The sequence below is a fragment of the Acidisoma sp. PAMC 29798 genome (genome assembly GCF_030252425.1).
GTDB classification, from domain to species: Bacteria; Pseudomonadota; Alphaproteobacteria; order Acetobacterales; family Acetobacteraceae; genus Acidisoma; species Acidisoma cladoniae.
The window spans coordinates 3,067,831-3,079,413 of sequence record NZ_CP126994.1 but is presented as its reverse complement, the minus strand read 5'-3'; the positions used below and the strand labels follow the sequence as shown (position 1 = coordinate 3,079,413).

Below are 11,583 nucleotides of genomic sequence, written 5' to 3'. Positions count from 1 at the left end.
CAGAGTGACCGCCCGCACGCCGACATCGGACCTCACGCGATCGTCCTGGGCGCTGAACTATGCCGGGTTCAGCGTGCAGGAGGGTCTGCGGGCGGGGCTCTCTGTCGCCGCCATCGTGGTCATCCACGCCTGGCTGAACTTTCCTCTCCTTCTTATCACCGCCCTCGGCGCCTTGCTCACCTGCCTCGCAGATGCCGGCGCGCCCAGCCAGGAACGGCTGCGCCCGCTGCTCGCCTTCGCCGTCATTGGCGCTTTGACCGGCATGGTCTTCGGCTTCGCGCGAACCGAGGGACTCTGGCTTGCAGTGCCTTTGGCTGGCCTCGCTATCGGCTGCGCGAGTTTCGCGCGCGTCTACGGAACCGCCGCCATGCAGGTCGGCAACCTGCTCGCCGTCTGGATCGTCATCTCCCTGGACGATCCCTTAACGGATTGGCCCGATGCGCTGGAACTCGGCGGCATGTTTCTCGCGGGTGCGCTTTGGGCAGTCCTGCTTACCAGCGTCTTGTGGCGCATCCAGCCGGCGACGCTCGTCCGGCGCCGCGTCGCAGACGCCTATCGCGCTTTGGTGGCGATGATCGATGGCATGCGCGACATCCTTGTGGCTCCGCCGCCCGCCAAATCTGTGGAACTCTGGGATCGTCATGCGCGCACCTTGCGGCGTGGGGGGCGCGAGGCGATTGAGGAAGCGCGTGCAGCCGTCATGATCTTCGCCCGCGCGCGCGGATTTTCAGCCCCCCGCGTCGCACGATCTTGGCTCCGCTTGGAGGCAGCAGATCAGGCCTTCGGGGCGCTCATCGGCGTCTGCGACATCCTGGAAGCCGGCCGCCCCGGTGATGCGGCGATCGCTACGCGCACGCTCCGTCATTTGCGCGGAGTGCTGATGGTGCTGGCCCAAAGCATGGAGACCGACGGGACGCCGAACATCACGCGTCTGACGCAAAGCCTTGAGGGCGTGCGGGCGGATGTCTCCGGCCTCGCGGAGACCGAGCCGCTGCGCCGCCTCATCGTCGTCATCACGGAACGCCTGGCGGTGACCACCACGCTCACTACGCCCGCCAATCTGATCCCCGGTACCTTGGCAGATGGCCGCGACTCGATGTCGTGGCGGGAAAAGCTATGGGGGCCGATACGCTCCAACCTCGACCGCAGTTCTGCGGCGCTCCGCCATGCCAGCATGGCGGGTGTCGCGAGCACCCTCGGCCTGGCGGTGACCCTGGTCGATCACCACACCTATGAGCGATGGCTCGTCATTACCCTGCTGATGACGATGCAGCCCTACTTCAGCATGACGTGGCAAAGGATGATCGAGCGCATCGGCGGCACAGTGCTCGGCGGTCTGGTCGCGGCGGCCCTCGGCCTGATCGTGCACACGCCGGTCGCCGTGGCCCTGGCGATGTTTCCGCTCGCCATCTTCGCGTTCATGGTGCGTGGCGTCAGCTTCGCGCTCTTCCTCAGCGCCTTGACGCCTATGGTCATTCTTCTGGTGGAGTCTGCGGCGCCGGGTGCCTCTGAATTCAGCATCGCAGTGATGCGGGCGCTGTACACTGTCATGGGTGGCGTTCTGGCTGTGATTTGCAGCCTGATCATGTGGCCCGGCCGTCAGCCGCAGCGTGCGGTGGTCGAGGTGCGCGGGGCTGTCGCTGCCAATGCCGCCTTCGCGGATGGTGTCTTGGCGCAGCTGATGGGGGAGATTTCGGTCACCGAGCAGGACCGTTTGCGTCGGCAGGCCGGCATCGCGAGCAATGCGCTGGAGGCAGCGCTCAGCCGGGGCATGCTGGAACCACGTCTCGTCGGCAGTGCAGGGCTCAACGCCGCGTTGACCATCGATGCGGCCATTCGTCGCGTCGCCGCGCGCTTGTCTGCGATCGTGTCGCTCTACGACCGTGGCGCGACGCGCTTGCCTGCCGAAGGTCTGCGCGCTTGGCGCCGATGGATCGGCGACAGCGCCGCCATGATTTTGGCCGGCGGCGGTACCGATCAGCTTCCGCCGCGCCCAGACGTGCTGGCGGAAGGAGAGGCGGGCGATAGCTTCACGCGAATCGCCCGGCAGATCGAATTGATCGCCGGGACGATGCCGCGTCTGAAAGCCTAACGCCTAACCGGCCGGGTTTTCGGCCAGGGTATGCTCGGGATGGCGGATCGGATGCGACGACCACAAAGCCGCACCGCCGTCGATACCGGCATCATTCGACACGCAGGTGATGTTCGCGGGGAGTTCGCCTGTCACATTGCGCGAATTGCCGCCGCCGATGAACAAATGATCGTAATGCGTCAGGGCTTCCAGAATCTGGATCATCTTCTGCACACGCTTGTTCCAACGCTTCTTGCCGATCTTCACCAGCGCGTCGTTCCCGACATAGGTGTCGTAGGTGTATTTCTTGCCGATCGGATGCGTGGACAATTCCAGATGTGGCGCGAGCTGGCCGTCCAGAAAGATCCCGGTGCCGCAACCGGTGCCGAGCGTCAGGATGAATTCCAGGCCCTTCCCCTGGATGACGGCGAGGCCCTGCATTTCGGCATCGTTGACGATCTTGGTGGGGATGCCGCCAAGCCTTTGGCAGACCAGAGCCGCGAGATCGACGCCGTGCCAGATTTCCTCACCAAGATGCGGGGCGGTGAGGATGATGTTGGATCGCACCGCGCCGGGGAAGCCGATCGCCACACGATCGTAATGCGGCAGCGGGCTCACGAGGTTCGCGATCAGCTCGACCAGCACGCCGGGCGGGCAGGGGTGCGGCGTAGCGATGCGCACCTTATCCGCGATCATCGTGCCATTCATGTCGATGACCGATGCCTTCACGCCTGTGCCGCCGATATCGATCGTCAGAACGTTCCTGATGTCGTCTGACACGTTGACGCTTTGATCGACGTGACTGTCATCGTGTTCGCCCAGGTTTTCATCCTGGTTCATATCGGCAGCCATTCCCGGCCCTCCCGTTGCAGCAGTTCATCCGATGCGTTCGGCCCTGCGGAGCCTGCAGCGTAATTTGGGAATGATGGATCCGGCTTTGCCCAGGAGTCCAGCACCGGCTGCACAACCTTCCACGCCGATTCCAACTGGTCGGCGCGCTGAAACAGAGTCGCGTCCCCGATGAAGACATCGAAAATCAACGTCTCATAGCCGGTAGCGGGGGCTTGCTTGAACCAATCGTCGTAATTGAAGCTCATCGCGACCTTCTCGAACGTCAGCAACGGGCCGGGCACCTTCGCATTGAAGCGCAGCTTCATGCCTTCCTCTGGCTGGATCTGAATGATCAGCCAGTTCTCACCCAGCGAATCCACGGGCGTATCGCGGAACATCGCGAAGGGCGCCTGCTTGAAGCGGATCGCGATTTCCGTCTTGCGCTTGGTCATGCGCTTGCCGGTGCGCAGATAGAACGGCACGCCTGCCCAGCGCCAATTGTCGATCTGCAGCTTCATCGCGACAAAGGTTTCGGTTGCACTTTCGGGGGAGACGTCAGGCTCGCTCCGATACCCCTGAACGGTTTCACCGGTGATCGTGCCGGGAGCGTATTGACCGCGCACCGCATCACTGAGTTCGAGCGGGTGCATGGAGGCGAAAACCTCCGCCTTCTTGGCGCGGATCGCATCCGCATCGAAGGTCGCGGGCGGTTCCATGGCCGTCATCGCCAGCAACTGGAAGACATGGTTTGGCACCATGTCGCGCATCGCGCCGGTGCTTTCGTAGAACTTGCCGCGACGCTCCACGCCGACCGTCTCGGACACGGTGATCTGCACATGATCGATGCGGTCGCGGTTCCAGATCGGCTCGAACAATCCATTGGCGAACCGCAGCGCCATGATGTTCTGCACGGTCTCCTTCCCGAGGAAGTGATCGATCCGGTAGACCTGCTCTTCCGTGAGGACGGCCAGAACCTGCTTGTCCAAAGCCTGAGCGGAAGCAAGGTCGTGGCCGAACGGCTTTTCGATCACGACCCGACGCCAGGCACCGCCGACTTCTTCAGTGAGGCCAGCCTGGCCGAGATGCTCTACCGTGGACCCGAAGAAGCGTTCCGCGACCGCAAGGTAGAAGAGCACGTTGCCGCCAAGACCGTTGCGGTGATCGACGTCCTTCAGATGATGCGCGAGGTTCTGGAAGGTTTCCGGCTTACCGAAATCGCCCGACAGATACGACATCGTGCCGGTGAGATGCGACCACGCGGCGTCGTTCAGAACTTCGCCGGGCTCGCTTCCCTCACCTCCCTTGCGGAAGGTGCCGACCAGAAAATCGCGAAGACTGGCCAGCCAGGTCTCGACATCCTGTTCCACGAGATCGACGCCGATCAGCGCGAAGTTCTTCGGCAGCAAGCCGCTGCACGACAAGTTATACAGCGCCGGCATCACCAGACGCTTGGTGAGGTCGCCGCCCGCGCCGAAGATTACCATGGCGCAGGGCGGCGCGACCGGTGTCTGCTTCGCGGTCGCGCTCACAGGGTTCATTCCTTGATGCTCGGCGCCGCGCTGTGGCCTTCGACGTGACCGCCGAACTTGTTGCGCATCGCGGAGAGCAGCTTGTCGCCAAAGCTGTGGTCGATGCGGGAGCGGAAGCGCGCGAACAAGGCGGCGGTGAGAACCTCGGCCGGCACGGCTTCTTCGATCGCCGCGTTGATCGTCCAGCGGCCTTCGCCGGAATCATCCACCTTGCCGGTGAACTCGGCGAGGTCAGGGCTTTCGGCCAAGGCCATGGCGCTGAGGTCGAGCAGCCAAGACGATACGACGCTGCCGCGACGCCAGACTTCGGCGGTATCGGCGAGGTCGATGGTGAAGCGCTCGTCCTCGGGCAGGCTCTCGGACTTCTTGCCGCGCAGAATGTCGAAGCCCTCAGCATAGGCCTGCATCAAGCCGTATTCGATGCCGTTATGGACCATCTTCACGAAGTGGCCGGCGCCGGGCGGACCCGCATGGATGTAGCCATTCTCGGCGCGGGAATCGCCCTTGAAACCGGGCGTGCGATCGATGGTGCCAAGCCCAGGCGCGAGGGTCGCGAAGATCGGGTTGAGGCGATCGACGACCTCTTTTTCGCCGCCAATCATCATGCAGTAGCCGCGCTCGACGCCCCAAACACCGCCGGAGGTGCCGACATCGACGTAGTGCAGCCCCTTTTCCTTGAGGTGCTTCGCGCGGCGAATGTCATCCTTATAGAAGGTATTGCCGCCGTCGATGATGGTGTCACCGGCTTCGAGCATGCCGGCGAGCGTCTCGATGGTGGATTCCGTGATGTGCCCGGCCGGGAGCATGACCCAGACGGCGCGGGGCGCTGCCAAGGCCTGCACAAGGCCTTGGAGCGAGTGCGCTGGAATGGCATGCTCTGTGGCCAGTGCATCGACGCTTGCGGGGTTGACGTCGAACACCGCCACTTCATGGCCGTTATTCATGAGGCGACGGGCGATGTTGCCGCCCATCCGCCCGAGCCCGATCATTCCGAGTTGCATGTCAATCTCCTGATACGTCCTGCGCTGGACGATACAGAGACGTATCCTCCAGTGCTAGCCAGCGGCTCGGGACGGTTTGATGTCAGGGCTTCTTCTTCTCAGGCGGATGCTCTTCGGCATGCGGGGCCGGTGCCGGGCGCGGGGCTTCGACACGCGGCGCTGGTGCGGGGCGCGGTGCTGCTGGGGCTGGGCGCGGCGCTTCGATGCGCGGTGCTGGTGCGGGACGCGGTGCTGGTGCCGGGCGCGGCGCTTCGACACGCGGTGCCGGGGCAGGGCGCGGTGCTTCGACACGCGGTGCCGGGGCAGGGCGCGGTGCTTCGACACGCGGTGCCGGGGCAGGGCGCGGGGCTTCGACACGCGGGGCCGGAGCGGGGCGTGGTGCCTCGACACGCGGAGCCGGAGCCGGGCGCGGTGCTTCGACACGCGGTGCCGGAGCGGGGCGTGGTGCCTCGACACGCGGAGCCGGGGCAGGGCGCGGGGCTTCGACACGCGCTGCAGGCGCGAGTGCCGGCGCGGGGCGTGGTGCTTCAACACGCGGTGCTTCGACACGCGGTGCTGCAACAGCCCCCGGCGCTGCGCCCGGTGCCACTGGGCGAAACTCAGGCTTCACGCCTGCGGGTCGCGCGCCCACTCCGCCCACGGTCGCGAGCGGCGGCAAGCCGCCCGCTGCGGGCCGGACGGGCTGCCCAGGGATCGCTTCGGCACGTGCTGGCGCGCCTGGTTGGCCTATGGGTGCCACCCCAGGGCGGGGCGAGCCCTGACGGAAGGTGGGTTCCACTTGCGCATGCGGGACCAGCGCCGGAGCAAAGGGACGCGCGCCGGTGGGCATCGGGCGAATCTCAGGGCCGGGTGCAGCAGGGCGAACCGCGCCGCCCTGCTGGGCCGCGAGGTGCATCCGCTCGGCCAGGGCCGGCGTGATACCGGCGGTTTCGGCGGTCGGTCGGGGAAGCGCCTGACCCGCGACCGGTCGGAAGGGTCGGAGGTCACCCGGCGGCGCAGCCTGCACGGCCTCACGCACCGGTCGCGAATTCATCATGACGGCCGCCGGCACGAAGGTCGCGCCGCCCCGATTGGCAAACTGAACCTTGTTGCCCTCTACGATCACGTCGTTCCGATAGACAACTCGGTTGTCATTGAAGGTGACGTTCCGCTGCACGAACTGCGTGTAGTTCGGGACATAGGGCTGATTATAGGCCTGGAACTGGCGTTCGTTGACACGATAGGGCGGGTAGTAGGCCTCACGCGGGCCAAGGGGCGCCCAGCCGATATTGCCTGAACTCAGGGCATTGGCGGCGAAGGCGCCGATCGCCGCACCGGCGGCCGCGCCGAGGAAGGTTACCAGCGCGGGCGCATAGGCGGGGGCAGGGCCCCGATACCCCGGCTCGGCATAGTAACCCCGGTTCTGATCGTATTGATAACCGTAGCCATAGCCCTGGCCGTAGCCCTGCTGGGCGACGGGCTGGGGAATCCAGCCCCATTGGCCGTTGAACTGCGACCAGCGGCCGTAATGGAAGGGTGCGAAACCCCAGGGTGCATTATCGACCCAAGTCCAACCCCATGGCTGCACATAGGCCCAATGGCCCTCGCGATACGGAACCCAGCCCGAGGCCACATGCGGGAACCACACCGTCCCGTATTGCGGCTGCGGCTGCCAGTTGCCGTATTGCGTCAGGACTGTCGCCCCGGTCATGCGTGCGACAACAGGCGGTGCCGCCGTGGCCGTCGGCGGTGGCGGCGGGGTGATTTGCTGCAAAATCGTCGTTAGGAACTGGTCCTGTTGCATCGCGCCCAGCTGGGCCTGAACGGGATTGGTGCCCGAAATGACCAGGGTCTGCTGGGCGCCCACAGTCTGCGGCCCGGTCGCGCCGAGGCCGGTGAAGGCGATCGATCCCGTAACGGCGGTGACGTAGGTGGGCGTCGCACTGTCGCCCGCGAAGATTTCGTATTCGCCGTTCCCGGCGATTTGTGCCGTGCCGCGCGGCGTTTGGATCGTCACGCTCTGGCCGGGTTGGAGGGCCACGAGATTGAGGAAGACCTCGCCCTGCGACAGCGCGGCCGTGACCGTCGTGTCGTCGATCTCCTGGGCGGTCATTTCGGTGCCGCCGGCCAGGGCAAAGCGGCTGGAATCCACGATGATCGATGCGCCGGCCTGCGGCTGCGTCCAGACGGCGTCACCGGTCGCGACCGGAAAGTTCTGCGTGGCGGTGACCCATTGCGTCTGCCCCGCGCCATGAAATGAGACGGAGCCGGTGATCTGTGACAACCAACCGACCCGGCTGGGCGGTGCGCCTGCGGCCGTTGCGGCCTCAGCCGGCGGTGGCGCCGTTTGCGCCCAGGCGGAGGTGCCGCCCGCGATGTTGCCTGTGACCATGCCGAGACTCGCGGCGACGGTAGGCGCCAAAGACCATTTGATCCGGAAACTCATGAACGGAAGCCTTTGTTTTGAGTGCGTTGCGCGCAAGCAATCGATGAACGATGTTTGGCCGCCATTGCGGCGAAAAACGTCTGTCTCCGTGGCTCTGGCATGGCTCCCCTGAACGTGATCGCGATTTCGGTGGATATCGAGGCAAAGCCCGCGTCAGACACGCGAGCGCCGCAGGCTCTGCACCGAAAAGCCCCAGTTGAGGGTGAATGTAGCAATGAACGGCTCTCCCTTGCGGATATGCGGCGAGGTGTCGATCCGGAAAGGGCTGAAATTATGAAATCCTTCATGAAACGCTGGACGGTGGTGGCCATTGCCACAATGGGCGTGGGCCTGCTCGGCGGCTGCTATTATCCGCCCGGCAGCACCGGCTACTCCGACGGCTCGTCTGGCTATGCGTCGCCTGCGTACGCTCCCGCTTATGCGCCTGCCTATGCGCCGTCGCCGGTCTATGCCCAGCCCTATTACTCGCCCGGACCCACGGTGATCATCGGTGGTGGTGGTGGCGGTTACGGTGGTGGGTATGGCGGCGGCGGGTATCGCCCGCCCCCGCCCGGATGGAACCGACGTCCGCCAGAAGGCGGTGGCGGTTGGAACGGGCGGCCGCCCCAAGGCGGTGGTGGTGGCGGTTGGAACGGACGTCCGCCACAAGGCGGCGGACAACCGCAAGGACCGTCCGGCTATCGCCCGCCGCAAGGTGGCCCGCCTCAGCAGGGTCGCCCACCCCAAGGGCAACCCGGGGGCCAGCAGCCGCGCTATCTTCCGCCGCAACAACCGGTCAACCAGCGCGGGTTCAGCCACTGACGCCGATTGACCATGCCTCCGGCCGCGTCGCACCATAAGCGACGCGGCAAGGGCCCGCTTGGCGCCCGGGGGATGAACGTGTCCGATTTCGATCTCGTCATACGCGGTGGTACCGTCGTCACCGGCACCGACACCTTTCGCGCCGATATCGGCGTGGTCGGCGAAACCATCACCGTGGTGGGGGAGGCGCTGGAGCCTGGCGGTGGGCGCATCATCGAAGCCGATGGCCTGCTGGTCATGCCCGGCGGCATCGATAGCCATTGCCATATCGAGCAGTTGCAGCCCGATGGCTCGGAGTATGAGGACAGTTTCGGCCATGCCTCCGCCGCCTGCTTCGCCGGCGGCACAACCAGCGTCATTACTTTCGCGGCGCAGTTCAAGGGCCAGCGTCTCGGCCCCGTGCTCGCCGAATATCATCGTCGGGCCGCGCGCGGCATGGTCGATTACAGCTTCCACCAGATCATCAACGACCCCTTCGATGCCGTCATTGAGCAGGATGTGCCGGAGGTCGTGGCCGCCGGCATTCGCAGCCTCAAGGTGTTCCTGACCTATGATGACGTCCGCCTTGATGACCGGCAGTATCTGCGCGTGCTCGCGGCTGCGCGCCGGGCCGGGGCGCTCGTCACCGTCCATGCCGAGAATTACGACGCCATCGCTTGGTTGACGGAAGCGCTGCTCAAGGCCGGCATGACGGCGCCCAAATACCACGCCTGGAGCCGGCCCACGGTGATCGAGACCGAAGCGACGCATCGTGCCATCGCCCTGGCGGAATTGGTCGATCAACCGATCCAGATTTTCCATGTCTCGGGGCCCGAGCCGGCGGCCGAGATCGCGCGTGCCCGAGCGCGCGGCGTGAAGGTCTGGGGCGAAACCTGCCCGCAATATCTCGTGCTTTCGGCGGCCGACATGGATCGGCCGGGTTTCGAGGGCGCGAAGTTCATCTGCAGTCCCGCACCGCGCGGCCCTGCGGAAAGCGAAGGGCTGTGGGATGCCATTCGCGCCGGCACCATCGACAACATCTCCTCCGACCATAGCGGCCACAGCTTCAGCATTCCGGGTCGCGGCAAACGCGCCCATGGCACGGATGTGGATTTCACCAAAATCCCCAATGGCGTTCCGGGCCTCGCGGCCCGTTTGCCCATCGTCTTCAGTGAAGGCGTATCGAAGGGGCGGATCGATGCGCAGACCTTCGTGCGCCTCACGGCGTCCAATCCCGCGAAGCTGTTCGGCCTCGCGCCGCGCAAGGGCACCATCGCACCCGGATCGGATGCGGACCTTGTGCTCTGGGATCCCGCCAAGAAGGTCACGATCACCAATCGCCTGATGCAGCACGCGATCGACTACACGCCCTATGAGGGGCTGGAGGTGACCGGCTGGCCGGTGATGACCATCGCGCGCGGGCGTGTGGTGATGAAGGATGATGTGGTCACGGCCGCGCCGGGCTCGGCGCGATTCCTGCCGCGTGAGCCTTACGCGTTCATCACGCCACGGGGCGTCTTCCCCAATGGGTTCGACGCCGCCGCGATCATGATCTGAGGCGGGCTATCAGCGCGGCCCGTAACCGCCGCCGCCGTAATAGCCCTGGTGATAGCCGCCGCCGCGCCAGCCACCGCCCCATCCATAGCCATAGGGGTAGTAACAGCCGCCCAGGCTGAGCGCGATGGCGGCGCCGGCCACGAGCCGGAACAGTCCTTTCTTCGACATGACGCATCTCCGTGTTGCTGGAGAGAAGCTTAGGCGGGTTTCGTAACGGCGATGATTCCGAAGCATGGCGGAAACAAGGTTTCTACTGCCACACTGTGGCACGTTACAGATCAGCCGAAGGGTGCGAAGCCGTAATCGGCTGCTTTTTTGAGCCAGCTTTCCTCACATGCGAACATCGCGACCGCCGGCACAAAGGCCAGTTCCGAGGTCGGGATATACGAGACCGAATATTGGATCGGCGCGATGCGCGGCTGTGCCGACAGCACGCTCATGCTGCCGGCAGCAATCGCGCTCTTGAAGAGGTCCATTGGCAGCAAGCTGACGCCGACACCTTTGCTGACCAGGGACGCGACGACGCTGAAACTGCCGCAATAGCTGATGCGGCGTGGCCGGACGCCCGACTCCCTGAACCAGTTCTGCATGACGGAGGAGACGTTTGCATCATCCGGTGACGCGATGATCGGCACATCCACGAGATCGGCGGGCGTGATGTCACGCTCGATCTTCAGCAGCGAGGGATGCGACATCCAACTTAGTCCATAGGACCCCAGCGACTGTGTCACCGCATCGGGCAATGCCACGGGGCCTGGAAGCATGGCGATGTCCACGCGGCGGGCCGCCAGCTTCTTCACCAAGCGCGCGGACAGATCGACGTCGAGTTCTATACTGACGGCGGGGTACCGAGTGGCGATGCGGCCGATGAGCCGATCCAGCCAAGTCAGGGCAATCACTTCACTCACGCCAACGCGGATCGTGCCGCTGATGCCGTCATCATGCCCGGCGGCGGCTTTAAGGGCGACGAAGTCCAACACCATGCGCTCGGCGATCTGCGCGCATCGTTTGCCAGTCTCGGTCAAGACAGTCCGGGTTCTTTCCCGCCGAAACAGCGGCGCGCCGAGTTCCTGCTCCAATTCGTTCATGCGCCGGGTGATGGCGGGCTGCGTCAGGCGCAAATGGCGCGCCGCCGCGCTGAAGCTGCCCAGACGCGTGATCCACAGGAGCGTTTCCAGGCTGCGAATGTTCACGGGGTGCCATAAGGATTCCGCATGACCATCTATCAACCGAAGTTTCTTGTCAATGTCAGAACTCACAGTGCAGTATGGTGCAGGTGCGAAGTGATGCGCTAGAAGTTCAGCGATATCGCCACGCCTTTCGACGAATTATTGGTAGCAATACTGAGCCTGCAAGCTCAATCGCAAGAGTTGTTGCGATCGTCATTGT

At 64.8% G+C, this 11,583-nt stretch carries 9 protein-coding genes; 3 read left to right on the top strand and 6 right to left on the bottom strand.

The genetic code is table 11. The annotated features are described in order from the left end of the window. Positions 1-4 precede the first annotated feature (4 nt). Positions 5-2,092: an FUSC family protein gene (locus QP803_RS14825; RefSeq protein WP_284944250.1), complete on the top strand. Its 2,088-nt coding sequence runs from the start codon at positions 5-7 to the stop codon at positions 2,090-2,092. A gap of 3 nt (positions 2,093-2,095) precedes the next feature. On the opposite strand, the gene QP803_RS14820 is transcribed toward QP803_RS14825, so the two are convergent. The 4 genes from QP803_RS14820 to QP803_RS14805 all read right to left on the bottom strand — a co-directional run bounded on the left by QP803_RS14820 (position 2,096) and on the right by QP803_RS14805 (position 7,857). Next, entirely contained in the window at positions 2,096-2,923 is an 828-nt protein-coding gene (locus QP803_RS14820; RefSeq protein WP_284944249.1) for an ROK family protein, read from the bottom strand. Beyond that, positions 2,908-4,440, bottom strand: coding sequence for a glucose-6-phosphate dehydrogenase (gene zwf, locus QP803_RS14815; RefSeq protein WP_434082853.1), 1,533 nt, complete (start codon positions 4,438-4,440; stop codon positions 2,908-2,910). The genes QP803_RS14820 and zwf overlap by 16 nt, the downstream gene beginning before the upstream one ends. Then, on the bottom strand, positions 4,437-5,432 hold the full coding sequence (gnd, locus tag QP803_RS14810; protein ID WP_284944247.1) for a phosphogluconate dehydrogenase (NAD(+)-dependent, decarboxylating): 996 nt from the start codon (positions 5,430-5,432) through the stop codon (positions 4,437-4,439). Before gnd ends, zwf begins: the two co-directional genes overlap by 4 nt. 82 nt (positions 5,433-5,514) lie before the next feature. Continuing rightward, positions 5,515-7,857 (bottom strand): DUF6600 domain-containing protein, encoded by a 2,343-nt coding sequence (locus QP803_RS14805; protein ID WP_284944246.1) that lies wholly within the window; start codon positions 7,855-7,857, stop codon positions 5,515-5,517. A gap of 285 nt (positions 7,858-8,142) precedes the next feature. Between QP803_RS14805 and QP803_RS14800 the strand changes: the two genes are divergently transcribed. Together QP803_RS14800 and hydA are read left to right on the top strand one after the other, a co-directional pair. After that, positions 8,143-8,658, top strand: coding sequence for a hypothetical protein (locus QP803_RS14800; RefSeq protein ID WP_284944245.1), 516 nt, complete (start codon positions 8,143-8,145; stop codon positions 8,656-8,658). A gap of 72 nt (positions 8,659-8,730) precedes the next feature. After that, positions 8,731-10,194, top strand: a complete 1,464-nt coding sequence (hydA, locus tag QP803_RS14795) for a dihydropyrimidinase (protein ID WP_284944244.1) — start codon at positions 8,731-8,733, stop codon at positions 10,192-10,194. 9 nt (positions 10,195-10,203) lie between these two features. Here the strand turns inward: hydA and QP803_RS14790 are convergent, their stop codons facing one another. Both QP803_RS14790 and QP803_RS14785 read right to left on the bottom strand, forming a co-directional pair. Then, positions 10,204-10,362, bottom strand: a complete 159-nt coding sequence (locus tag QP803_RS14790; protein ID WP_284944243.1) for a hypothetical protein — start codon at positions 10,360-10,362, stop codon at positions 10,204-10,206. Positions 10,363-10,472: 110 nt separating this feature from the next. After that, entirely contained in the window at positions 10,473-11,387 is a 915-nt protein-coding gene (locus tag QP803_RS14785) for a LysR family transcriptional regulator (RefSeq protein WP_284944242.1), read from the bottom strand. Positions 11,388-11,583: the final 196 nt, after the last annotated feature.

Coding starts and splice junctions, on each gene's coding strand:
- QP803_RS14820 (WP_284944249.1), bottom strand. CDS start 2,923: ATGGCTGCCGATATGAACCAGGATGAAAACCTGGGCGAACACGATGAC.
- zwf (WP_434082853.1), bottom strand. CDS start 4,440: ATGAACCCTGTGAGCGCGACCGCGAAGCAGACACCGGTCGCGCCGCCC.
- gnd (WP_284944247.1), bottom strand. CDS start 5,432: ATGCAACTCGGAATGATCGGGCTCGGGCGGATGGGCGGCAACATCGCC.
- QP803_RS14805 (WP_284944246.1), bottom strand. CDS start 7,857: ATGAGTTTCCGGATCAAATGGTCTTTGGCGCCTACCGTCGCCGCGAGT.
- QP803_RS14800 (WP_284944245.1), top strand. CDS start 8,143: ATGAAACGCTGGACGGTGGTGGCCATTGCCACAATGGGCGTGGGCCTG.
- hydA (WP_284944244.1), top strand. CDS start 8,731: ATGAACGTGTCCGATTTCGATCTCGTCATACGCGGTGGTACCGTCGTC.
- QP803_RS14790 (WP_284944243.1), bottom strand. CDS start 10,362: ATGTCGAAGAAAGGACTGTTCCGGCTCGTGGCCGGCGCCGCCATCGCG.